We start from the raw sequence: 20,947 nt of genomic DNA on the forward strand, positions 1-20,947 counted from the left end.
GAAGGTGCGGGCCGGTTCTTTTTCATTCCGCCTAGGCGCGGATCTCGGTGTCGCTGAAGTCCGCGCGGTCGATCCGGCGGTGATAGCGCATGCCGGCCAGGCCGCCCAACAGCGCGCCGACCAGGGTGGCAGCCAGTGTGGCAGCCACGGCAATCCACGTTGCCGCATTGGCGCCGTCCAGGTCCTCCGGCAGCGGGGCCACCGTGTTCAGCTGGCTGATGCTGCGGATGTCGTCACCGAAGATCAGCCCCAGGACCACCACTGCGACTCCGGCGATCAGGGCCCACAGCCAGACGGCCAGGCCCTGCTTGAAGCCGTTGAAGCGGGCCATCCGGCCTGCCACGTAGCCGCCGGCAAAGTAGGCCAGAAGCAGGATCACGAGCAGGATGACGGTGCCGATGATGCCGGCACTCTGGTTGGCCATCGCCTGGTCCAGCGACTGGCCCAGGTCATTGTCGGTGGAGAAGTCGACGGCGGCACCAATGGCCGCAGCCAGTGCGGACAGGAGCACCACCATCCCGGTGGCGGTCAGCCAGCCGAAGAACGCGGCACCGAACTTCATGCCGCCGAACCGTTCCTTTTCCAAAGCCAGGCGGGCTTCGCGGTTGGCCTTCTCCGGCAGGGCGGAGCCGGTGCGTTCGCCGCGGGCAGCGTTCCCGCCGGTCCGGGCGCCGTCTGAAGCGCCGGGGCGGGCGGTGCCGCTTGGGCGGGTAACGCCGGTGCCGGTGTTGCCGGCGTCCGGGCTGTACTCGGCGTCGGCATAATCCGCGTGGGGATCCTTGGTGTGGCTCAGCGGCAGTGCCCGGGTGCGTCCGTCGTCGTTGGCAGCCGCTGTGCTGCCGGCGGTGGTTGCACCGGCAGGATGAGTCGGTGGTGTCTCTCCGGTCGGAAGGACCTGGGTCTCGTCCGCGGGCGCCAAGCGGTCGGAGTCGTTGGCTCCGGCCCGGCTGTTGTTGCCTGATTCCGTGCTCATGTGTGTCTCCTGTTGCCAGTCGGTGGATCGGGCTGTAGATGCAACCTTATAAGCAACCTTACTATTGACTCCGCCCCGCCGGCAGGGCTGCACTTAGCGGCGGACGGCAAATGGAAGACTGGGGGGATGGACCCCGACATAGTCATAACCGTCATTGCTGCCCTTGCCATTGCCGTGGGACTGACGGGAATTGTTATTCCGGTCCTGCCGGGCAGCATCCTGATCATTGCGGCGCTGCTGGGCTGGGCGCTCGGACTCCAGAGTGCCCCCGCGTGGTGGGCTTTTGGCGTGGGAGCGGTGCTCGCCCTTGCCGGCCTGCTGTCCAGCGCTGTACTGACGGGCCGGCGGCTGAAGCAGCGCCAGGTGCCCAACATTTCGGTTCTGGCAGGAGTGGTGGTGGGCGTCGCGGGAATGTTTGTCATTCCCGTGGTGGGACTGATCGTCGGGTTTGCCGTGGGGCTGCTGCTGAGCGAATACTTCCGCCGCCGCAGCCTGCCCGCGGCCTGGTCCGCCAGTTACGCGGCGCTGAAGGCCATGGGTTTGGGCATCCTGGTGGAGCTGGGGCTGGCTTTTGCCGCCGGGACGGTCTTTGTTGGCGGTATCTGGTGGCACTTCGCCACTCGGTAGCCCGCTTGCTTCTGCCGGACGCCTGCCCCGCTACTGCCCTCCGGTCACAAAATCGGCCAGGGCTGAGAGCTGATCCAGCCGGCATTCGGGCTTCAGGTACATCATGTGGCCGGCCTCGTGATAGTGATGCGAGAACCGTGCCCGGGCTGCATCCTCGAGCCGCATATGCGCCCACACGTACTCTGCCGCGAAGTGGGGCGTGGCGCCGTCGTAATAGCCGTAGTCCACGTGCACCCGCAGGGCCGGGTTGTGTGACAGCAGCCGCTCAAGGGTCCCGGTGACGTCCACCGGAACACCTTCGAAGTTCTTGTAGCTCCAAGGCTGGACCCGGCCGGTGAGGATTTCATACGGCAAGTCGTTTTCATAACCCAGCTCGGCCCGCACATAGTGGTTGATGGCCGCTGCGTAGGGTCCGTTAATGGCGCGCAGGCTGGGATCATCCCAGTTGATGGAGTCCTGCTGACTTGCACCCGGGGCAGTGAAACGGCCGTCGATCCTGCCCACCACCAGATTCTCGTTCCGCAGCAGCTCCGCCGAGAACTGCGCGTAGTCCCAGCGCAGGTTGGTGCGGCGAATGAAGCCCTCGTCCAGGGTGGTGATGTCAGCGAGCCGGCGGACGACGTCGTCGTACTCCTCCGTGCTCAGCCGCGCACCCTGCGTGAGGGCATAGCCGAACTCCCGTCCGGCAAACTCCTCGGCCCGGGACACCGCGTCGGACAGGTCCAGGTCCCCGTGCCGCCCGTGGAAATGGGCGATGGCCGCATAGGTGGGCAGGTGCAGGGCGTAAGGGGTGTCGCGGCCCGGGGCGAAGTCGAGGGTGGCCATGTTCAGCACCGTGGAAATTAATCCCAGGCCGTTGACGGCCATTCCGTAGGCGTCAAAAAGGCGTCCCGCGACGGCGACGGCCCGGAGGGTGCCGTAGGACTCGCCCACCAGATATTTCGGGCTGAGCCAGCGGTTGTTGCGGGTGGTCCAAAGGCGGATGACTTCGGCCACCAGGTCCCGGTCTTCCTCGAAGCCGTGGAATTCACCGGCTTCGTTGCCATCCACCACGCGGGAGAATCCCGTGTTGACCGGGTCGATCATCACCAGATCCGCGTGCCGCAGGATGGTTTCTGGATTGTCCACCAGGCCAAACGGAGGAGGAGTCAGCGAACCCACGTCTCCGGAGTCCACCATCCGCGGACCCAGCAGGCCCATGTGCAACCAGACCGAGGATGAGCCGGGCCCGCCGTTGAAGGCAAAAACCACGGGCCGCCGATTGGCGGCGGGGGCAGCGGACTCAGTCTTTCCGGTTGTGTCCGCGTCCGCTGTGTAGGCAACGAGGAAAATCTCCGCTTTGGGCTGGAACCCCTCGGACTTCCCGTCCTTGGTTTCCTCCCGGCGAAGCACCATTCGTCCGGTGGTGGTGGTGTAGGCCAGGCCCGACGGCAGCGTGTGGCGCCGCATGGCGAAATCGTCGGTCACCCGCTCCTGCGGCTGGTTGTTGGCGTCCTGGTGCGGCTCATCGTGGGGCATTGGAGCAGTCTAACCAGTTCTGCCGCGACAGCCGTCAGGTTGCGGCATGGGGCATTGGTGATCCGTGCGCCCCTGCGAAGGTGCGGAGGAGGTTCACCTGCTCGCCCAGGAGGAGAATATCAGTGGTATCCCGGCCTTCCGCTGATCCTGAAGCATCCAAAAGAAAAGAGATAGTAAGTAAGCTGACTATCTTCCCTGGGGGCCGCCGCGGGGCTACGTTTAGGACACGCGCACCGGTTCGCCGAGTCCACAGCGGCGCGGATCCAGGTGCTCCAACTCACAGGGAGGTACCGATGTTTTTCCATAAGCAGGAACTGCAGTTCAAATCCACCCCCAGCCAGCCCGACGCCGTCTATGCCCGCAAGCTGCAGGAAGTCCTCGGCGGCCAGTACGGTGAAATTACCGTCGCCCTGCAGTATGAATTCCAGGCCTGGAACACCCACATACCCGGCAAGTACCGTGACCTGCTGTTCGGAATCGGCGCCGAGGAAATGGGCCACGTGGAGATGCTGGCCGTCATGATCGCCCAGCTGCTGGAAAAGGCACCGCTGGGAATCACCTCGGATGCAGTGCAGGATGATCCCACGGTGGCGGCAGTGGTTGGCGGCATGGACGTCCAGCATGCCATTGTGGCCGGTGCCGGAGCACGGGCCGTGGACTCCAACGGAAACCCCTGGCAGGGCAGCTACATCACCGCCAGCGGCAACCTGCTGGCAGACTTTACCGCCAACGCCAACGCGGAAATGCAGGGCCGTCTGCAGGTGGCCCGCCTCTATCACATGACCGATGACCACGGCGTGCGGGATCTGTTGTCCTTCCTGCTGGCGCGGGACACGATGCACCAGAACCAGTGGACCACAGCGGCACTGGAACTCCAGGCCGAAGGAGCGGAGCAAATGCCCGTCCCCTCCAATTTCCCGCTGAACAAGGAATACCGCGAGGTGTCTTACCAGTACCTGAACTTCTCGGACGGCCAAACAGCGTCAGAGGGGAGCTGGGCCTCCGGCCCCACGCCGGACGGCCACGGCGAATTCAGCTACCACGACGGGCCGACGACGTCGGCGCCCATGCCGCCGCCCACCCATCCCGATTCGCGCTACTACGGCACCACTGAACTGCCCAACACGGTTGAAAAAGCGGCCGGCGCGGCGCAGGACAAGCTGAAGAAAGAGTAAGACACCGATGCCGGCCCTGATCATTCCTGATCCGGGCCGGCATCTCGGCGCGGTCTCCGGGATCCCTCCCGGCCCGACCCTTCGTCGCCGGGGGGCTGCTCATCGGTCTGCCCGCCGTTACTGCCGCGGCCCGGCAAGTCGTCGTCGTCACAATACGGGGCGCGCAGGCGGGGCGGCAGGTCATCAATGAGTTCGTTCGCCGCATGTGCCAGAATGTCGCGCTGCAGCGGGGGAAGGGACAGGGATCCGTTCACATAGGCGTCCACCTCGTACTCTCCGGCCTCGCCGCCGATGCTGAAGTACCTCATCCACAGCTGGGACGTATCGATTTTTGCCTGCGTTAATGCCTCCCTCAGCCGCCTGCGCTGTTCCGGCTCTACCGCGTCAAAGCCCATTCTTCCGTCCTTAACCCTGGTGGTGCTTTCCGCTGCCCGCGACAATTGACGCGGCAGCAGTGCGGAGAGTTTCCCTGCGTTTCCGGGCAAGCTCCAGCAGGCGTGCCATGGATTCGTCTTCGCTCAGTCCTTCCCGCTCCATGAGGATCCCGCGTGCGAAGGCAATGCTGTCACGGCTGGTGATGGCGTCCTTGAGCTGACTGCTGAGGCGGCGGGGAGCCTGCGCGGATTGGACGTTGGCCAACAGCGTTGCGGCCGGGCCGGCAAAGAGCGTCAACAGGCGTTCGCTGCGGGCGTCGAAAGCTCCCGGCAGTTTCGAATAGACCTTGATGGCTCCGACCGACTCGGCCTTAAACACCAACGGTGCGCTCAGGACTGACCGCAGGCCCAGTGCGGCAGCCCTCGGCGTCCAAAGCTTCCACCGTTCTTCATTGAACAGGTCATCCGATCGGACAGTCCCGGTTGTTGCCCAAGCCGTGAGGCACGGACCTTCACTGAGCTCGTACTGCAGCGAATCGGCATCCTTGACGATGCCGTCCGTGGCCCCGCGGCTGGTCCTGCGGCCTTGTTCGTCCATCAGGGACACACCTGCGCCGGAAGTTCCCGGAATGGATTCCTTTGCCGCATCAGCAAGAAGATCCACTGCATGACTCACCGTCTCCTCAGTCAGCAGCAGACCTTGGATCCGGGCAAAGGTTGTTGACAGTTCATCCAGCGGAAGGTCGGCAGTCATGGTGGGCCTCGCATTCGTTTCGGGGCCAGTGAGTGCCGGTCCGATGGGGGCCGTGTGGGGGACAATGCGTGAGCATGAAAAGTCTCGGCGCCACGGCCCGAATACTTCCGATACTACACATTCCGGACGCCTGTGAGGCGTCCCTCCGGGTGCGCAGAAGGCGGCTCAGGCTGGGCGGTCCAGCACGTCCGGCCCGTCCGCCCGCTGGTCCAGGACCTCCGTGAGGGCGTTGTACCAGTCGGCCGCTTCAAGCGAGGGATAATCGGTGTCCAGCTGCTCATAAACGCGGTCCACCATCCCCTGCAGCGTGGGGGTCGGAAGGGCCGCCAAGCCGTGGGTGTCAGTCGGATCCGTGGGAAGTCCCATCGACTCGAGCTGGTCCGGAAAAAAGGGTTTCAGATATCTGGTTCTCATAAGTCAGTCCCCCCGATGGTGCCGAGGCCGCTGGCAGCGAAGTCAAGGCCGCCGGAGGGGCATTCCGGCAGGCGGTCCGGAGCCTGGACCCGCAGCTTCAGCGGGGAACCGGTCAGGGAATCCGGCGACATGGAATTCAATCCCTGGAGGTAGGCCAAGCCCTCTGCGTCCACATGCACGGCGGATAGGAGGCTGACTGTGACGCAGTGGAGCCCTGTCTCCCGGAGGTCTCCGAGGCGACGGATTACCGGCAGGAGCGCCCGGGAGCCGCCCAGAGTAAGGCAGCCGGTAATTTCGATAACAGCGGCGGCCGGCTCAAGGTCCAGTCGGATGAGTGCGTTCAATTTGTGGTCCATAGCTTCCCCGAGACATGCCTATGATCTTGGAAAGTTGGCGCACTTCTGGGCCGTAAAACTACGCTAGCGCCCGGGCTGACGTGACCGCAATCCCCTGAGCCGCTTCATTTTGGTGAGATTTCAATGAGCCGGCGGCGCGGGACCGGGCTGTCCTACGGGTCGAAATGAGTCTGCGGCGAAGGCTCTCCCATGGACGCCACGATCTGTCCGGCGAGGTTTCGCAGCTTCATGTTGGAGCGCCCCGAAGCTGCCCGCAGGATGGTGAAGGCTTCGTGCTGGCTGCACCGGTTTTGGCCCATAATGATCCCCACTGCAAGATCTATGGTCGTCCGCGACTCCAAGGCAGCCTTCAAGTCAGCGGCATTGTCCTCCCGAACGGAAAACCTCACGGCCAGCCGCAGGGATTTCGCTGCCCTGCGGGCATAATCCTCGGCAGTGGCAATCGTCGGTGCGTCCAGGGCCTTGGGGTGCGTTGCATAGAGGTTCAGCGCCGCCTGGCCCTCCGATTCAAGATTGAACGGAACGGCAGCAACGGATGAGACACCGTTCGCCCGAAGAGCTGCTACGTACTCCGGCCAGCGCGTTTCTGACTCCAGATCGGATACGTGCACCGTGACCTGCTCGCGGGCCGCCTGGAGGCAGGGCCCGTCGCCGAAACCGTTCTGGATTTCGTCCAGCCGGCGGCCCCGCTCATCGCTGAATGCGGCACTTGCCCGTTTCCGGTCCCGCAGCAGGGTCAAGCCGCAGATGATTTCCGATTCGTCTGTTGAGAGGCGTCTCGCTGAATACCCGGCGAATCGGGACAGAAATTCGTCTACATCGACGCTGTCCAGAATCAGGGTCTGGAGGTGATCGCCGAGGAACTCATCGAAGGCCTCCAAGGGTGCGCTGTGCATCTCCCGGGGACCGTTGCTCATGTCAAACAGCTCATACCCCATGTCAGAAGTCTATTAGAAAGCTTGCTTATGAGTCAGTCCTTGAGCTAATTTTTTGTCCCATCACAGGAGGTTCCCCAACGGGACCGCATGAGAAAACACCATTGGAGGCACAGATTGTTCTTTCATCGACAGGAGCTCCAGTTCAAGGCCACACCGGAAAAACCGGACGCCGTCTATGCCCGCAAACTCCAGGAAGTCCTCGGCGGCCAGTACGGTGAGATCACCGTTGCCATGCAATATGGATTCCAAGCGTGGAACTCCCATATCCCGGGTAAATACCGGGACCTTCTCTACGGGATCGGGGCCGAGGAGATGGGCCATGTGGAGATGCTGGCGATCATGATTGCCCAGCTGCTGGAAAAGGCACCGCTGGGAATCACCGAGGATGCTGTTCAGTCCGACCCGACTGTCGCTGCCGTTGTCGGCGGCATGGATGTCCAGCAGGCCATTGTCGCCGGTGCCGGAGCACGCCCGGTGGATTCCAACGGGAATCCCTGGCAGGGCAGCTACATCACCGCCAGCGGCAACCTGCTGGCAGACTTTACCGCCAACGCCAACGCGGAAATGCAGGGCCGTCTGCAGGTGGCCCGTCTCTATCACATGACCGATGACCACGGCGTGCGGGATATGTTGTCCTTCCTGCTGGCGCGGGACACCATGCACCAGAACCAGTGGCTGGCAGCCGCGAAGGAGCTGCAGGAGGAGGGCGCGGAATTGCTGCCGGTGCCCTCGAACTTCCCGATCAAGAAGGAAGAACGGTCCGTGTCCTACCAGTACCTGAACTTCTCGGACGGCAAGGCGGCATCCGATGGGAGCTGGGCCTCCGGCCCCACGCCGGACGGCCACGGCGAGTTCAGCTACCACGACGGGCCGACGACGTCGTCTCCCATGCCGCCGCCCACCCGGGTGGATGCGCGCTATTACGGGACAACCGATCTGCCCAACTCAGTCGAGAAGATGGCCGGCAGGGTGCAGGACAAACTGCACAGGGAATAGCAGCGGGTTCCGCGGCTGCCTCTTCGGCAGCCGCGGAGCCTCCGGGGCGGCTAAGGAGGGAACCAGTGACGCGCGCGGTGGCACCCATGGTGTCGGAGGCCGGATACATTTTGCCGCTTAAATGGAACGACGACGCGGATCTGGAACCGCTGTCTTCGTACCTGGAGGAGCTGAGCCGGTGGCTCCCGGTCCTTGTGGTGGACGGATCGCCGCCGCACGTTTTTGCGGCCCATGCCCGTTCCTTTCCCCGCGCGGTGCGCCACTGCCGGCCCCGCAACTTGGACTGCGCCAATGGAAAAGTGGCGGGGGTCCTGACGGGTGTGCAGCTGATGGAGCGCGAATACCTGGTCATTGCCGACGACGACGTGCGGTACACCCGGGAAGCGCTGGAGCGGGCCGTCGCGCTGCTGGCGGAGGCCGACGTCGTCCGCCCCCAAAACTACTTCCCGGCGCCGCTGCCCTGGCACGCCCGCTGGGACACGGCCAGAACCCTGGTGAACCGGGCTTTTGGGTCGGATTATCCCGGGACGCTCGTGCTCCGAAGGTCCACCTTCCAGGCCGCCGGCGGGTACAGCGGAAATGTATTGTTCGAAAACCTCGAGCTGCTGCGGACCATTCGCGCAGCAGGCGGACGCGAGATTCGGGCAGATGACCTGTTTGTTCCCCGGGTTCCGTGTTCGGGCCTGCATTTCCGTCGGCAGCGGGTACGCCAGGCCTACGATGACTTCGCCCAGCCGGGGCGCCTGGCCGCCGAACTTGCGCTGCTCCCGGCACTACTGATGTGCCTCCGGAAACCGGCAGGGCTGGCAGCGCTGGCGGCTGCAGGCATCCTTGTGGCCGAGTCCGGCCGGCGCCGGTCGCACGGCGCTCGGGTGTTCAGCGCCGATGCCGCGCTCTGGGCGCCGCTGTGGGTAGTGGAGCGGGCGTTCTGCGTGTGGCTGGCAGCCGGATGGCGCCTGCGCGGCGGCATTCCCTACGGCGGGACGCGACTGCGAACGGCCGGCCATTCACTGCGCCGGCTTCGCCGGATGCGCGCGGGGACGTCTCAACGGCGAACCCCAGGGGCACGCCCGCCGCTGTCATAAAACGGCACCACACTCTGCTTGCTGTGAAATACGTCTCATTCAGTGTATTTTTACCGCAGACAGTGAGTGACCGACCGTTCTTTCAGTTATTGCCCGAGTCCACGCTGACCTGACAGCGGCCCCCCAGACAACAACGGAGTTTTCATGAGCAGCAGCATTGCAGGCGCGCCTTCCACCGGCCGGATGACCCGGGAGGAGCGGAAGGTCCTTGCCGGGACCCTGGTGGGCACCACCATTGAGTGGTACGACTTCTTCATTTATGCCCAGGCTGCGGGGCTGGTCCTGGCCACCCTGTATTTCGGGCCGGTCAGCGAAGGCCCGCTGAGACAGGTCGTCTCATTCGCGACCATCGGCATCAGCTTCCTGTTCCGCCCGCTCGGCGCTGTCGTGGCCGGACATCTTGGCGACCGGCTGGGACGCAAGAAAATGCTGGTCTTCACCCTGCTGATGATGGGCGCGTCCACCTCCCTCATCGGCCTGGTCCCCACGTACGCGCAGATCGGAGTGGCTGCCCCCATTCTGCTGGTGCTGCTGCGCATCCTGCAGGGCTTCTCGGCCGGCGGCGAATGGGGAGGCGCGGCGCTGTTGTCGGTTGAGCACGCCCCGGTGAACAAACGGGGAATGTTCGGCGCCTACCCGCAGATCGGCGTTCCGATCGGAATGATCCTGGCAACCTTCGTCATGTACGTGCTGAGCACTGCCCTCACCGAGGATCAGTTCCTGGCCTGGGGCTGGCGGATCCCGTTCCTGTTCTCCGTGGTGCTCATCGGCGTCGGCTACTTTATCCGCCGCTCCGTCGATGAGAGCCCCATTTTCAAGGAAATCCAGGAACGTAAAAAGGAGTCCTCCGCGCCCCTGGGCCAGCTGTTCAAGCACAACACCCGCGAAGTCGTCCTCAGCGCCCTGATCTTCATTGCGAACAACGCCGCCGGTTACCTCGTCATCGCTTTCTTTGCCTCCTACGCCGCAGGCAAACCCGAAGCGGGCGGACTGGGCATGCACCGGCCATCCGTCCTGCTGGCCACCACCCTGGGCTCCTTCGGCTGGCTGATCTTTACGCTCTACGGCGGGATCCTCTCGGACCGGATCGGCCGGATCCGCACCTTCCAAATTGGCTATGTATGGGTTTTCCTTTGGTCGGTTCCCATGTTCCTGCTGATCGACACCACCAACATCATCGCGTTTGCCGTGGCGATTTTTGTGCTCACCATCGGGTTGGGCCTCTCCTACGGACCGCAGTCGGCCATGTACGCGGAAATGTTCCCTGCCCGGGTGCGCTATTCAGGGGTATCCATCGGTTACGCCCTCGGAGCGATCCTGGGCGGGGCGTTCGCGCCGACCATTGCGCAGGCCCTGCTGAATGAAACGGGATGGTCGCCGTCGATCGGCATCTACATCATGGTCCTGTGCGTCATTTCCTTCACCGCCGTCAGCATGGTCAAGGAGACCAAGGGTGCTGACCTGCACGTGGACGAGGTCCACAAGAGCACACGGTGAAAATCCGGGGAGCAGTGCTTGAGCAGATTGGGGCGGCGGCAAAATACGCGGACTCCCGCCCGCTGACCGTCTGCGATTTGGACTTGGACGACCCGGGGGACAACGAAATCCGCGTCCGGATCGAATGCGCCGGGATATGCCACTCGGACCTGTCCGTGGTGAACGGGGACCGGACGCGGCCGGTCCCCATGCTGCTGGGCCACGAAGCCTCCGGAATAGTGGAAAGCGCCGGTAGCTCAGTGACGGACCTGGTTCCGGGGGACCGGGTGGTGATGACCTTCCTCCCGCGCTGCGGAAAGTGCCGCGGCTGCGCCTCCAACGGGCGGCTGCCCTGCAGTGAGGGGACCGCCTCAAACACCAAAGGCACGCTGCTGTCCGGGCAGGTCAGGCTGCACCGCGGCGGCGCGGACGTGCTGCATCACCTCGGAGTGTCCGGTTTTGCCACCCATGCCGTGGTGGATCAGCGCTCCGTGGTGAAAGTTGAGGACGACGTGCCGCCGGAAGTTGCGGCTCTGCTGGGCTGCGCGGTCCTGACCGGCGGCGGGGCCGTGCTCAACCTGGCCCGGCCTGAACCGGGAGACACCCTCATGGTGGTGGGCCTTGGCGGGGTGGGAATGGCTGCGCTGCTGACAGCCCGGGCCCTGGGCGCCGAGGTCATCGGCGTTGATGCCAACGAGGAGAAGCTGGAGCAGGCACTGGCTCTGGGTGCAGCGGCGGCGTACACCCCGGCGGACGCTGCGTCTAAGGGCATCACGGCGGCCGTGGTGGTGGAAGCCGCCGGCAACGCCCGCGCTTTTGAGACCGCGGTGCAGCAGACGGAACCCGGCGGAACAACAATCACAGTGGGGCTTCCCGCTCCAACGGCCCTGGCACAGATTTCGCCGCTCACCCTGGTGGCGGAAGCCCGGACCGTCATTGGAAGCTACCTGGGATCAGCGGTCCCTTCCCGCGACGTGCCCATCTTTGCCGATCTTTGGCGACAGGGACGGCTCCCGGTGGAGAAGCTGGTGTCCGCCCGGATCCCGCTGGCGGACATCAACAGGGCCATGGATGACCTGGCTGAAGGCCGGGCCCTGCGCCAGATGATCCACTTTGAGAAGGAAACCGCCGGCTAACGCTCCAACGTGCCGATCGGTTCGCCATCCTCGTTAAACACGGCCAGGGTTTCCCCGTCAATTTCAGCGGTGAAGGCAGCGGAAAGCCACGTGTCGACATCCTGACAGAACATCATGGTGGCAGCGAGATCGATGATCCTGACTTCAATACCGTCCTGGGTCCAGCGGCCCATGAGGCGGTTGCAGCCGTCGGTGCCCGTGACCCGCCCGTCGGAGGCAAAGTCCAGGGACGGAGCACTGGAATCAGAGGTGTTGCCCCAGGTGCCTTCCACCGACGGGACGGGCGCGCCGGCGGAGTCCGCACAGGATGACAGCCCGGCGGCGGTCAGCACCGCACCGAGCAGGAGGGTGGCTCGCAGCAGGAACGGACCAGCAGGACGGCGTCGCGTGCTCAAAGCCACTTGTTCCTCTTAAAGGTCAGATACAGAGCGGCCGCCATGACGGCCATGGCGCCGAGGGCTAAAGGATATCCCCATTCCCAGGACAGTTCCGGCATGTTTTCGAAGTTCATGCCGTAGATGGCGCCAATGAGGGTTGGGGCGAACAGGATGGCAGCCCAGGAAGAGATGCGTTTGACCTGCTCGTTCTGCGCAATGGAGGTTTCTGCCAGCCGGTTCGAGGCCAGGGTGGAGGAGAGGTTCAGGGCATTCTCCAGCAGGGCACGGTAAGCGTTGGCCCGGTCGATCAGGCGCAGGACGTGGTCCAGGACATCGCCCAGGTTGTCCTGCAGCTGATCCGGGATGCCAAACTCTCCGGTGTTGCTCCGCAGGGTGCCCACCATGCCTTCGAGCGGCGTGATCGCCCGCTGGAACTGGATGACTTCGCGGGAAAGTTCATAGATGCGGCGGGAGACCTCAACATCGCCGCCGAACAGCTGGTCCTCGATCTCGTCGATATCGTTCTCCAGCCCCGCGGCAACCGGTGCGTATTCGTCCACCACCTGGTCCAGGACGGCGTACAGCACGGCATGCGGGCCCAGCGCCAGCAGGTCAGGTTCCTGCTCAAGGCGCTTGCGGACGCGGCCCAAATCCGGGGACTCGGCATGCCGGACCGTCACCACAAAGTTCGGCCCCACAAAAACGTGCAGCTCACCGAACTCCACCCGTTCGATGTCGTCCAGGTAACGCGCGGGGCGCAGCACCGCAAAAAGCGTGGTGTCATAGTGCTCCAGTTTGGCGCGCTGGTGTCCTGCCAGGGCGTCCTCCACCGTCAGCAGGTTCAAGCCGAATTCCTCGGCGACGGCCAGCAGCTCAATGTCATCGGGGCGGTACAGGCCAATCCAGGCCATTCCGCCGGAACTGCGCGTCAGCTCGAAGGTCTCGTCAAGGCTTTCGGGGGTGTGCTGCCGCTTGCCGTCCACATACACACCGTTATCGATCAAGGTCATGGACGTCCCCTAGCTTGTTGAACCCGGCACAGCCGGCCGCAGCTGCGGCCGGACGTCGTCCATTATCCCTGTCTTCGGCCCGCACCCGGACTGCGGACCCCTTTTCCGGGTTGTTCCGTGATGATCGGGGAGCCTGTAGTGTCCGCTCATGGAGACCATTGAATACAGGCCGCGTCGTGACCAGCTGGTGTACACCTTCGGGGGAGCTGCTCCCGTTATGAGAGTTAAGCCGGGCACCGCTTTGAAACTGTGGTCCGAGGATGCCTTCAATAACGCGCTGACCTCCGTTGAGGATCTCTCCAGCGAGAAGGTGGACCTCAATTTCGTGAATCCGCAGACCGGTCCCTTTTATGTGGAAGGGGCCGAGCCCGGAGACACGCTGGCGCTGCACATTGTGGAGCTGACCCCCGCGCGCAGCTTTGGTGCCTCGGCCACCATCCCCTTTTTCGGCGGCCTCACCAGCACGGACCGCACGGCGTTCCTGCAGGACCCGTTGCCGGACACCACCTGGATTTACCATGTTGATTCGGTCCGGAACACCGTGGGTTTCACGGCCAGGTTCGGCAACTTTGAGCTCGCCTTGCCGCTGGAACCCATGCTGGGGACCGTGGGCGTTGCACCGCCGGGAGGAGAGGTCCGTTCGGCGCTCGTTCCGGAACGCTTCGGCGGAAATATGGATTCTCCTGAGGTGAAGGCCGGAACAACGGTCTACCTCGGTGTCAACCAGGAGGGGGCACTGTTTTCCGTCGGCGACGGCCACTACCGCCAGGGTGAGGGCGAAGCCTGCGGCACCGCTGTGGAGGGTGCCATGAACTCCACCATCATTGTGGAACTCATCAAAGGCGGGGCGCCGGCCTGGCCGCGGCTGGAAACCGACTCCCAGTGGATGGCCGTTGGCTCCTCCCGGCCCATGGAGGACTCGTGGCGGATAGGGCAGGTGGAGATGGTCCGCTGGTTCTCGGAACTGTTTGGCCTGCACCAGATGGATGCTTACCAGCTGCTGACCCAAACCGCCCTTGCCCCCATCGCCAACGCAGTGGACGCCAATTACAGCGTGGTGGTCAAGGCGGCCAAGGCTCTTTTCCCGGAAGTCCACGCCTACGGCGGCCTGCACGCGGACCTGCGCCGGCGCAGCACCCAACTCATCTGAGCTCCTATCCGCTCCGCCAGCCCGGGCAAACATCCTGGTGGACGGGGGATTGTCGCGCGGGATTCAGTTCTGAGCAGGCCCCGGCGCTGCGGCGCCAACCCTGGCGGGCAGGTCTGCGCCCGGCTTGGGCACAGCGGAAGGCCGTCCGCCGCCCAGGGCGCGCAGGGCGTTCAGGATGGCGGCCAAATCCACGAGTTCCTGAATGAGGGCTCCGGCCACGGCGGGGATGAACCCGAACGCGGCCGCCAGCATCAGCCCCACGCTCAGGGAAATCCCCAGCCAGATGCTGCCCAGCGCAATCTGCATTGTCCGCCGGCCAATGACGACGGCGTCGGCCACCTTGGAGATGTCATCGGCCACGATCACGGCGTCAGCGGATTCCCCGGCGGCAGTGGAGCCGCGGGCTCCCATGGCGATGCCGACGTCGGCTGCCGCCAGCACCGGTGCGTCATTCACGCCGTCGCCCACCATGACGGCAGGCCGGCCCGGCAGGGCGGCGACCAGCCGAACCTTGTCTTCAGGCAGAAGCTCTGCGTGGACCTCCCGGATGCCCAGGGCCGCGGCGGTGCTTTCGGCCGAGGCGCGCCCGTCGCCGGTGAGCATGACCGGCGGCTCCAGGCCAAGTGAGGCCAGCCGCTCCAGGGTGGCGCGTGCATTGGGCCGGGGAGTGTCGCTCAGGAGCAGGACGCCGGCAAAGCTGCCGTCCACGGCCACATAGACCCGAAGCTGCCCGCCGTGCGTCCGGGTGCCGGTGCCGTCCGGGGTTTCCGGAGCCTCCGCGGCCACAAAGCTGCGCTTGCCCACCAGGACCGTGTGGCCGTCCACCTCCGCGCGCACGCCGTTGGTGGCGTATTCGGACGCGGAGGCTGCCGGACTCAGCTGCAGGCCGCGCTCGCGGGCGGCGTTTTGGACCGCGGCTGCCAGCACGTGGGAGGAATACTGTTCGGCGGAGGCGGCCAGGCGCAGCACATCCTCGGCGGCAAAAGCCGGCGCGGGTTCGACGGCGGCAAGTTCAGGCCTGCCGTATGTGAGGGTGCCGGTCTTGTCGAAAGCGATGCTGCGAGCCCGGGCGAGTTGCTGCAGGGTGGCTCCGCCCTTGACGATGATGCCGTTGCGGGCGGAACGGCTCATCCCGCCCATGAAGGCTACCGGTGCGGCAATCAACAGGGGGCAGGGCGTGGCGAGCACCAGCACCTCGGCAAACCGGACCGGGTTGCCCGTCAGCAGCCAGGCCGCTCCTGCAAGCAGCAGCGAGAAGGCGGTGAACGGCACGGCGAACCGGTCCGCCAGACGCACCACGGGGGCTTTGGACTCCGCGGCTTCGCGCACCAGGGCAACGATGCGCTGGTACTGGCTGTCCGCCGTCGTCTCGGTGGCCCGGATCAGTGCCGCCCCGGTACCGTTCACCGAGCCGCTCATGACTTTGTCGCCTTTGGTGCGGCCCACCGGCAACGGCTCGCCGGTCAGTGAAGACTCGTCGAAACTGGCTTGTGCACTCAGCAGTACTCCGTCCACCGGGACGAGTTCTGCCGGTTTGACCAGCAGTACATCACCCGGAACGACGTCGTCGGCCGGGATATCCACGGGGGTCTCGCCGTCGGGCGGCAGCCGGTGTGCTGCCTGCGGCGCCTTGGCCAGGAGGGCGTCTAGCTCGCCGCGGGCACGCCCTGCGGCGTAGTCTTCCAGGGCTTCGCCGCCGGTGAGCATCAGGACAATGATCAGGGCGGCAATGTATTCGCCCACGGCTACGGTGGACAGGATGGCGACAACAGCCAGGATGTCCAGTCCCCAGTGGCCGCGCAGGATGTCGCGGATCATGCGGGCAGCGGTCACGGCGGCGACGAGCAGCGCGTAGGCGGAGGCCGTCCAGGCGGCTGCGGTGTGCAGGTCAGCTCCCAGGAGTGCGGCCACCGCCAGTCCGACGACGACGGTCGCCGCCACCACCGGATAATTCCGGATTGTGCGCAAGGCTTTCATGTCTCTTGTTATAGGCCTGCCGGTGGTCTCTTGCCAGCAAGAGAAAGCTTGCCTAACTCATGGGGGCTGGTCCGTTAAGTCAGTCGGGAGGAGATCAGCCGCGCACTTTCGGCCAGCCGGCGGCCCAGGGTTTCCTCGTCACGGCCGGACCCGAAATACACCACGGACACTGCTGCGGGCAGCTGGCCGGAAGCAGTGATGGGTGACGCGACGGCGGAAACGCCCTGAATGACCTCATCGTGGCTGACGGCGTAGCCCCGGGTGCGGGCCAGTGCTGATTCCGGCCGGTAGGGCTGTCCCGGAGCGAGCAGGGCCCATTGTTCCTCGCCTACGGCGGACTGGATGGCGATGCCCGGAGCGCCGGCAGCGAAGGAATGCCGGGTGCCGGGGCGCTGCACCAGTGCCGTGCGGCTGTGGCGCGGCTCCACCGTCACGAGGGTGACGCAGTCGCGGGTGTCCCACACTGCCACGAAGGCGGTCATGGAGAGTTCGTCGGCCAGTACGGTGAGTTCGGGCAGGGCTGCGGTCTGCAGGTCCCGCGATACGCCGCGGGCCAGCGCTGCCAGGCCGGGCGCCGTCGTGACCCGGCCGGCGTCGTCGCGCATAACCAGTGAATGCGCCTCAAGGGTGCGCAAAATGCGGTACGCGATGGAGCGGTGCACGCCGAGTCCCCGGGACAGTTCAGCAATGGTCAGGGGTGCCTCTGCCTCGGCGAGCAGCTCCAGGGCCTGGATGCCGCGCGAGAGTGTCTGGGACAGGGAGCCGGCGCCTGGCCCCGGGGAGAGGGCGGGGGCTGGCACGCCGGCGTCGGGGGCATCAGTCATGAGCCCCATCTTAGGCGGGCAGGACTGGGCGACGGTTAAGCTAGGGCATTCGGCGGCGGCTGAGCAGGCCGGACATGAGCAGGCCAAGTCCCGTGGCCAGCGGCCACCAGGTGTACATGCTCAGTGTTTCGCCCAGGAAGGCGACCACCAGGATGCCCAGCATGCAGCACACCACCAGGATGATGCCCAGCACAATGCGGATCCGGCCGCGGTTGGGCGAGGGAAGCGGAGGAAGCCACGGAGGACGCTGGTCGGTCCAACTCATGGGAGCAATCGTAGGTCCCCCGGAGCAGGATGCACCCGGCCGGCGGTGGGTTTTTCTTCAAAGGTATTTGTCCGTGCCGGTGCTCTGTTCCGCGGCTCCGGTGCGTGAAAGGATGGCGGCGGTTCCCCCACTACAAGAAGTTCGGAGTACCTACATGGAACAGAGCGATCTCCTCATTGATGCCTTTGGCAGGCTTCCCCAAACTGTCCGCCGTGCGGTCCACGGCTTGGATGCCCGGGCACTGAACCACCGCCCGTATCCGGAGGGCAACTCCATCTCCTGGCTGATTTGGCATCTGGCCCGGGGTGAGGACGCCCAGATTGCTCCCCTGGCCGGGCACGAGCAGGCCTGGACCGCGGAGGGATGGTATGAGCGGGTGGGGCTGCCGCTGGCTGTCGAAGACACCGGATACGGCCATGACTCGGAGCAGGTTTCGGCCGTGCAGGTGAAGTCCGCCGATGTGCTGCTGGGCTACTACGAGGCGGTGCACTCTCGCACTGCTGCCTTTGTTTCCGGTCTGGCCGGAGGAGATCTGGACCAGGTGGTAGATGAGGCGTGGGATCCTCCCGTGACCCTGGGCGTGCGGCTGATCAGCATCCTCGGTGACGGGCTGGAGCATGTGGGTCAGGCCGCTTATGTCCGCGGAATGGTGCTGGCTTCAGGCACGTAGGCGGGCAGCCGCCGCGTTCAGCCGCGGGACATGACCACCAGCAGTTGCTCGCACATGGCGGCGCAGCGCCGGCAGGTCTCGGCGCAGATCCGGCAGTGTCCGTGTTCGGCGGCATGCTGGGCGCATTCTTCGGCGCACTGGTGACAGGCTGCGGCGCAGGCTCTCAGCAGTGCGGTTGTACTGTCCGGATAGCCGGCGTACCTGGTGCCGACACGGGCGATCACCGTTCCGGTGGCAGCACAAATGTCCGCGCAGTTGAGGTCCTTGCGGATGCATTCCACCATGTCACCGAGCATGTCCTCGCTGAGGCAGGCATCGGCGCAGGCGTTGCAGACCTGCACGCAGTCAAAACAGGCAATGATGCAGGTGGAGACGGCTTCCAGGTCTGTTCCGGCGCCGTCGGGACGTTCGGCAAGTACGGATTCGATGAGGGTCATGGCACTGCTCCTTTGGGCGGTTCGCTGATCGGTGCGGTTTCGCTGGGAGTGCGGCCGGGGGACTGCTGCCGCCCGGGCTGTCAGGATAGCGCCGCACCGGAAGCGGCAACCAGAGAAGAAGCGGCCGCAGGTGTTGCGGACCGCCAGAACGCCGCGGCGATTTGCCTATGAACCTGTGCCCGGGTCTAGAATCGGGGTTATGCCCCTCGGGGCTGTCCGGCCGGCCTTAGGGCGAAGCGCCGGGCTTGGGGCTTTAGCTCAGTTGGTAGAGCGTTTCGTTCGCAATGAAAAGGTCAGGGGTTCGATTCCCCTAAGCTCCACTATAAAACGCCTAGTCAGACGGGGGTCTGGCAAGGCAAACGGACAAAAACCGAAAATGTACGGACACACGGACCGTATTGCCGGGCAGGACAAGGGTTCGGGGAAACTTCCTTAACTTCGTCATTGTTTGCGTATTTCCTGCATACTCTCGTCTTATGGCGATTTCCGCGAAAGCACACAGTGACGAACTGGCAAACAGAAAGCGTCTTGGCGAACTGATCCAGGATGGCTACAAGGCGGCCGGCCTAACCCGGCGGTCCCTCTCCCAGAAGGTTGGGGTTTCAGAGCGGTCCCTTTATTCACTTGAGGCGGGCGAGCGGGTGCCGCGTGAAATCACCCAGCGCCGCATCGAGGAAGTCCTTAGCTGGCGTCGCGGGGCGATGATCGAGATCCTCGGCCTTGGCCCGGACTCAGACCTCCCAAAGGTGCCACTGTCCTTCATGCAGGAGTCGAAGCGGAGTGCGTGGGCCAACATGTCACAGGAGTCTGGTGCCGACGTGATCCATCGTCTGAGCGCAGCGGCTACGGATGCCGCGGTCATGCTTCGAGAGAAGGACCGCCGCATCCAGGAGTTGGAGCAGCAGGTGGCGGAACTGCAGTCCCGTTATGGCCTTTCCGTGGATAGATCCCCTAAGAAGGGGACGGCGGGGCTCGAGCATGTCGACTCTGTAGCGCAAGAGGATCAAGGGACCCTTAGCCGCCGTTTGTAGCCCAGATCTTTTTTGTGGTCAGTTTCTATCCCGCGGCCACGCTAACGCACTGCTGGGGGTTTCATGGCGCGGGCCGGACGATCTCGGCTGGACAAGACAAAGCCTCGGTCGGATCCGGGATTGGAAGCATCAATTTATGCTGCGGCGGGCGGTACGTTTGACCACGCGCTGCGGCACACCCTTGCGGGCAACGTAGATAATTCCTATCGTCACCGCGGAAATAAGGAAGATGATGAGGAACACGGTCAACGTCCAGCCGGCGACAACACCCATTGCATTTGTCCTTCCGTCGAGCTTGTAGCTATTCGGAGTAGGTCATGTAGGCAGTAGCGTAGCCCACGTTGACTGAAGCCGGATCCGTGATCCCGGGCCATAGAATCCGCGCGGAGTCCCGTGTCCACGGCGCAGTGTCTGCCGTCACGTACCCCTCCTTTCCGTGGCCTATACTCGGGCGACATGCAATAACCCAAGGAGCAGCCATGAAAGTCCTCATCACCGGAGCCCACGGAAAAGTCGGACGTGCCACAACGCAGGCAATGATCGACGCCGGGCACGAAGTCATCACCACCGACCTGGACCGACCCTCGTACGAGCGGAAGCCGGAGGGTGCGCCCCGCTACATCATGGCTGACCTCACTGATGCAGGTGCAGCCTACGCGCTGGCCAAGGGAGTGGACGCGGTGGTGCATGTCGCCGCGATCCCCGAGCCTACGGGCCACGCTCCCCACGTTGTCTTCCAGAACAATCTCATGGCCACATTCAATATCCTGGAGGCAGCGGTCAGCTTCGGCGTCAAGCGCTTTGTCTTCATCTCCAGCGAAACCGTACCGGGCTTCTTCTTCCCGGAACGGGATTTCCTTCCGGACTACGCTCCCGTGGACGAAGAGCATCCGATCCACCCGCAGGACCCCTACGCGCTCGCGAAGCATTTCGGCGAGCAGCTCATGGACGCAGCTGTTGCCCGGTCCGGCATCCAATGCATCTCGATCCGGCCCAGCTGGGTGCAGTTCGAGGGTAACTATGAGAACAACCTGGGGCCGCAGATCCGCGACAGCTCGGTACTCAGCGCCGGACTGTGGAGCTACGTGGATGTCTATGACCTGGCGGACGCGATTGTGCTCGCAACCGAGTCGGACCTGCCCGGACACGAAGTCTTCTACATCGCCTCACCGGACAACGTGGGCGGCCACGACTTTGCCGAAGTGCTGACGAAGTACTACGGAGACCAGATCGAACTGCGCGATCTGGACCGCACCGACGCCTCGGGCATCTCCACCGCGAAGGCGCAAAGGATGCTTGGCTGGAAGCCCAAGCGGTCCTGGCGCGATTACCTGGACGCCGAAGGAAAAGCGCTGCAGAAATAGCGCCTGAACGGCACCACTGG

The 20,947-nt window shown here is 64.5% G+C and carries 24 protein-coding genes and 1 tRNA gene; 11 read left to right on the forward strand and 14 right to left on the reverse strand.

All coding sequences use genetic code 11. The annotated features are described in order from the left end of the window. Nucleotides 1-31: 31 nt before the first annotated feature. On the reverse strand, nucleotides 32-973 hold the full coding sequence (locus tag ACIQXM_RS08940; RefSeq protein ID WP_400930558.1) for a hypothetical protein: 942 nt from the start codon (nucleotides 971-973) through the stop codon (nucleotides 32-34). A 126-nt stretch (nucleotides 974-1,099) separates the two neighbouring features. Here ACIQXM_RS08940 and ACIQXM_RS08945 point away from each other — a divergent pair, with 126 nt between their 5' ends. Continuing rightward, on the forward strand, nucleotides 1,100-1,600 hold the full coding sequence (locus ACIQXM_RS08945; protein ID WP_400930560.1) for a DUF456 domain-containing protein: 501 nt from the start codon (nucleotides 1,100-1,102) through the stop codon (nucleotides 1,598-1,600). Nucleotides 1,601-1,630: 30 nt separating this feature from the next. On the opposite strand, the gene ACIQXM_RS08950 is transcribed toward ACIQXM_RS08945, so the two are convergent. Further along, entirely contained in the window at nucleotides 1,631-3,118 is a 1,488-nt protein-coding gene (locus ACIQXM_RS08950; RefSeq protein WP_400930562.1) for a S10 family peptidase, read from the reverse strand. Nucleotides 3,119-3,411: 293 nt separating this feature from the next. Here ACIQXM_RS08950 and ACIQXM_RS08955 point away from each other — a divergent pair, with 293 nt between their 5' ends. Further along, entirely contained in the window at nucleotides 3,412-4,293 is an 882-nt protein-coding gene (locus ACIQXM_RS08955) for a manganese catalase family protein (protein WP_400930564.1), read from the forward strand. Nucleotides 4,294-4,313: 20 nt separating this feature from the next. Here the strand turns inward: ACIQXM_RS08955 and ACIQXM_RS08960 are convergent, their stop codons facing one another. The 5 genes from ACIQXM_RS08960 to ACIQXM_RS08980 form a co-directional block, all read right to left on the reverse strand. Continuing rightward, nucleotides 4,314-4,688, reverse strand: coding sequence for a hypothetical protein (locus tag ACIQXM_RS08960; protein ID WP_400930566.1), 375 nt, complete (start codon nucleotides 4,686-4,688; stop codon nucleotides 4,314-4,316). Nucleotides 4,689-4,698: 10 nt separating this feature from the next. Further along, a complete protein-coding gene (locus ACIQXM_RS08965; RefSeq protein WP_400930568.1) occupies nucleotides 4,699-5,421 on the reverse strand; it encodes a GAF domain-containing protein in 723 nt (240 codons plus the stop codon). 165 nt (nucleotides 5,422-5,586) lie between these two features. Beyond that, nucleotides 5,587-5,835, reverse strand: a complete 249-nt coding sequence (locus ACIQXM_RS08970) for a hypothetical protein (protein WP_400930570.1) — start codon at nucleotides 5,833-5,835, stop codon at nucleotides 5,587-5,589. After that, nucleotides 5,832-6,179, reverse strand: a complete 348-nt coding sequence (locus ACIQXM_RS08975; RefSeq protein WP_400930572.1) for a hypothetical protein — start codon at nucleotides 6,177-6,179, stop codon at nucleotides 5,832-5,834. Before ACIQXM_RS08975 ends, ACIQXM_RS08970 begins: the two co-directional genes overlap by 4 nt. 164 nt (nucleotides 6,180-6,343) lie before the next feature. Further along, on the reverse strand, nucleotides 6,344-7,108 hold the full coding sequence (locus tag ACIQXM_RS08980) for an ANTAR domain-containing protein (protein WP_400930573.1): 765 nt from the start codon (nucleotides 7,106-7,108) through the stop codon (nucleotides 6,344-6,346). 135 nt (nucleotides 7,109-7,243) lie between these two features. On the opposite strand from ACIQXM_RS08980, the gene ACIQXM_RS08985 reads away from it, so the two are divergent. From ACIQXM_RS08985 to ACIQXM_RS09000, 4 genes are all read left to right on the forward strand, one after another. Continuing rightward, nucleotides 7,244-8,125, forward strand: coding sequence for a manganese catalase family protein (locus ACIQXM_RS08985; RefSeq protein WP_400930575.1), 882 nt, complete (start codon nucleotides 7,244-7,246; stop codon nucleotides 8,123-8,125). A 65-nt stretch (nucleotides 8,126-8,190) separates the two neighbouring features. After that, entirely contained in the window at nucleotides 8,191-9,210 is a 1,020-nt protein-coding gene (locus ACIQXM_RS08990) for a glycosyltransferase (RefSeq protein ID WP_400930577.1), read from the forward strand. Nucleotides 9,211-9,354: 144 nt separating this feature from the next. Further along, nucleotides 9,355-10,707 (forward strand): MFS transporter, encoded by a 1,353-nt coding sequence (locus ACIQXM_RS08995; protein ID WP_400930579.1) that lies wholly within the window; start codon nucleotides 9,355-9,357, stop codon nucleotides 10,705-10,707. Then, entirely contained in the window at nucleotides 10,704-11,822 is a 1,119-nt protein-coding gene (locus ACIQXM_RS09000; protein ID WP_400930581.1) for a zinc-binding dehydrogenase, read from the forward strand. The genes ACIQXM_RS08995 and ACIQXM_RS09000 overlap by 4 nt, the downstream gene beginning before the upstream one ends. On the opposite strand, the gene ACIQXM_RS09005 is transcribed toward ACIQXM_RS09000, so the two are convergent. After that, entirely contained in the window at nucleotides 11,819-12,217 is a 399-nt protein-coding gene (locus ACIQXM_RS09005; protein WP_400930583.1) for an META domain-containing protein, read from the reverse strand. The two genes, ACIQXM_RS09000 and ACIQXM_RS09005, sit on opposite strands and share 4 nt — an antisense overlap. Next, nucleotides 12,214-13,209, reverse strand: a complete 996-nt coding sequence (locus ACIQXM_RS09010; protein WP_400930585.1) for a magnesium and cobalt transport protein CorA — start codon at nucleotides 13,207-13,209, stop codon at nucleotides 12,214-12,216. The genes ACIQXM_RS09005 and ACIQXM_RS09010 overlap by 4 nt, the downstream gene beginning before the upstream one ends. Nucleotides 13,210-13,426: 217 nt before the next feature. Here ACIQXM_RS09010 and ACIQXM_RS09015 point away from each other — a divergent pair, with 217 nt between their 5' ends. Next, on the forward strand, nucleotides 13,427-14,359 hold the full coding sequence (locus ACIQXM_RS09015) for an acetamidase/formamidase family protein (protein WP_400930587.1): 933 nt from the start codon (nucleotides 13,427-13,429) through the stop codon (nucleotides 14,357-14,359). Between the two features lie 63 nt (nucleotides 14,360-14,422). Here the strand turns inward: ACIQXM_RS09015 and ACIQXM_RS09020 are convergent, their stop codons facing one another. From ACIQXM_RS09020 to ACIQXM_RS09030, 3 genes are all read right to left on the reverse strand, one after another. After that, nucleotides 14,423-16,336, reverse strand: a complete 1,914-nt coding sequence (locus ACIQXM_RS09020; RefSeq protein WP_400930589.1) for a heavy metal translocating P-type ATPase — start codon at nucleotides 16,334-16,336, stop codon at nucleotides 14,423-14,425. 74 nt (nucleotides 16,337-16,410) lie between these two features. Beyond that, a complete protein-coding gene (locus tag ACIQXM_RS09025; protein ID WP_400930591.1) occupies nucleotides 16,411-17,160 on the reverse strand; it encodes an IclR family transcriptional regulator in 750 nt (249 codons plus the stop codon). A 40-nt stretch (nucleotides 17,161-17,200) separates the two neighbouring features. Beyond that, nucleotides 17,201-17,425, reverse strand: coding sequence for a hypothetical protein (locus ACIQXM_RS09030; protein WP_400930593.1), 225 nt, complete (start codon nucleotides 17,423-17,425; stop codon nucleotides 17,201-17,203). Nucleotides 17,426-17,579: 154 nt separating this feature from the next. Here ACIQXM_RS09030 and ACIQXM_RS09035 point away from each other — a divergent pair, with 154 nt between their 5' ends. After that, entirely contained in the window at nucleotides 17,580-18,095 is a 516-nt protein-coding gene (locus ACIQXM_RS09035; RefSeq protein WP_400930595.1) for a DUF664 domain-containing protein, read from the forward strand. Between the two features lie 17 nt (nucleotides 18,096-18,112). Here the strand turns inward: ACIQXM_RS09035 and ACIQXM_RS09040 are convergent, their stop codons facing one another. Continuing rightward, on the reverse strand, nucleotides 18,113-18,532 hold the full coding sequence (locus ACIQXM_RS09040; RefSeq protein WP_400930597.1) for a four-helix bundle copper-binding protein: 420 nt from the start codon (nucleotides 18,530-18,532) through the stop codon (nucleotides 18,113-18,115). 247 nt (nucleotides 18,533-18,779) lie between these two features. Here ACIQXM_RS09040 and ACIQXM_RS09045 point away from each other — a divergent pair. Together ACIQXM_RS09045 and ACIQXM_RS09050 are read left to right on the forward strand one after the other, a co-directional pair. Continuing rightward, a tRNA-Ala gene (locus ACIQXM_RS09045) sits at nucleotides 18,780-18,852 on the forward strand. A 156-nt stretch (nucleotides 18,853-19,008) separates the two neighbouring features. After that, nucleotides 19,009-19,563: a multiprotein-bridging factor 1 family protein gene (locus tag ACIQXM_RS09050; RefSeq protein WP_400930599.1), complete on the forward strand. Its 555-nt coding sequence runs from the start codon at nucleotides 19,009-19,011 to the stop codon at nucleotides 19,561-19,563. 129 nt (nucleotides 19,564-19,692) lie between these two features. Here the strand turns inward: ACIQXM_RS09050 and ACIQXM_RS09055 are convergent, their stop codons facing one another. Beyond that, nucleotides 19,693-19,836 (reverse strand): hypothetical protein, encoded by a 144-nt coding sequence (locus ACIQXM_RS09055; protein ID WP_400930601.1) that lies wholly within the window; start codon nucleotides 19,834-19,836, stop codon nucleotides 19,693-19,695. 206 nt (nucleotides 19,837-20,042) lie between these two features. Between ACIQXM_RS09055 and ACIQXM_RS09060 the strand changes: the two genes are divergently transcribed. Then, nucleotides 20,043-20,927 carry an NAD-dependent epimerase/dehydratase family protein gene (locus ACIQXM_RS09060; RefSeq protein WP_400930603.1) on the forward strand — a complete coding sequence of 295 codons (885 nt, stop codon included), beginning with the start codon at nucleotides 20,043-20,045 and terminating at the stop codon, nucleotides 20,925-20,927. Nucleotides 20,928-20,947 lie beyond the last annotated feature (20 nt).

It is taken from the genome of Arthrobacter sp. NPDC097144 (genome assembly GCF_044762205.1).
Lineage (GTDB): Bacteria > Actinomycetota > Actinomycetes > Actinomycetales > Micrococcaceae > Arthrobacter_B.

Coding starts and splice junctions, on each gene's coding strand:
- ACIQXM_RS09050 (WP_400930599.1), top strand. CDS start 19,009: ATGGCGATTTCCGCGAAAGCACACAGTGACGAACTGGCAAACAGAAAG.
- ACIQXM_RS09025 (WP_400930591.1), bottom strand. CDS start 17,160: ATGACTGATGCCCCCGACGCCGGCGTGCCAGCCCCCGCCCTCTCCCCG.
- ACIQXM_RS09055 (WP_400930601.1), bottom strand. CDS start 19,836: ATGGGTGTTGTCGCCGGCTGGACGTTGACCGTGTTCCTCATCATCTTC.
- ACIQXM_RS09010 (WP_400930585.1), bottom strand. CDS start 13,209: ATGACCTTGATCGATAACGGTGTGTATGTGGACGGCAAGCGGCAGCAC.
- ACIQXM_RS09015 (WP_400930587.1), top strand. CDS start 13,427: ATGAGAGTTAAGCCGGGCACCGCTTTGAAACTGTGGTCCGAGGATGCC.
- ACIQXM_RS08955 (WP_400930564.1), top strand. CDS start 3,412: ATGTTTTTCCATAAGCAGGAACTGCAGTTCAAATCCACCCCCAGCCAG.
- ACIQXM_RS08965 (WP_400930568.1), bottom strand. CDS start 5,421: ATGACTGCCGACCTTCCGCTGGATGAACTGTCAACAACCTTTGCCCGG.
- ACIQXM_RS08960 (WP_400930566.1), bottom strand. CDS start 4,688: ATGGGCTTTGACGCGGTAGAGCCGGAACAGCGCAGGCGGCTGAGGGAG.
- ACIQXM_RS09030 (WP_400930593.1), bottom strand. CDS start 17,425: ATGAGTTGGACCGACCAGCGTCCTCCGTGGCTTCCTCCGCTTCCCTCG.
- ACIQXM_RS09035 (WP_400930595.1), top strand. CDS start 17,580: ATGGAACAGAGCGATCTCCTCATTGATGCCTTTGGCAGGCTTCCCCAA.
- ACIQXM_RS08940 (WP_400930558.1), bottom strand. CDS start 973: ATGAGCACGGAATCAGGCAACAACAGCCGGGCCGGAGCCAACGACTCC.
- ACIQXM_RS08950 (WP_400930562.1), bottom strand. CDS start 3,118: ATGCCCCACGATGAGCCGCACCAGGACGCCAACAACCAGCCGCAGGAG.
- ACIQXM_RS08980 (WP_400930573.1), bottom strand. CDS start 7,108: ATGAGCAACGGTCCCCGGGAGATGCACAGCGCACCCTTGGAGGCCTTC.
- ACIQXM_RS09060 (WP_400930603.1), top strand. CDS start 20,043: ATGAAAGTCCTCATCACCGGAGCCCACGGAAAAGTCGGACGTGCCACA.
- ACIQXM_RS09040 (WP_400930597.1), bottom strand. CDS start 18,532: ATGACCCTCATCGAATCCGTACTTGCCGAACGTCCCGACGGCGCCGGA.
- ACIQXM_RS09020 (WP_400930589.1), bottom strand. CDS start 16,336: ATGAAAGCCTTGCGCACAATCCGGAATTATCCGGTGGTGGCGGCGACC.
- ACIQXM_RS08970 (WP_400930570.1), bottom strand. CDS start 5,835: ATGAGAACCAGATATCTGAAACCCTTTTTTCCGGACCAGCTCGAGTCG.
- ACIQXM_RS08995 (WP_400930579.1), top strand. CDS start 9,355: ATGAGCAGCAGCATTGCAGGCGCGCCTTCCACCGGCCGGATGACCCGG.
- ACIQXM_RS08945 (WP_400930560.1), top strand. CDS start 1,100: ATGGACCCCGACATAGTCATAACCGTCATTGCTGCCCTTGCCATTGCC.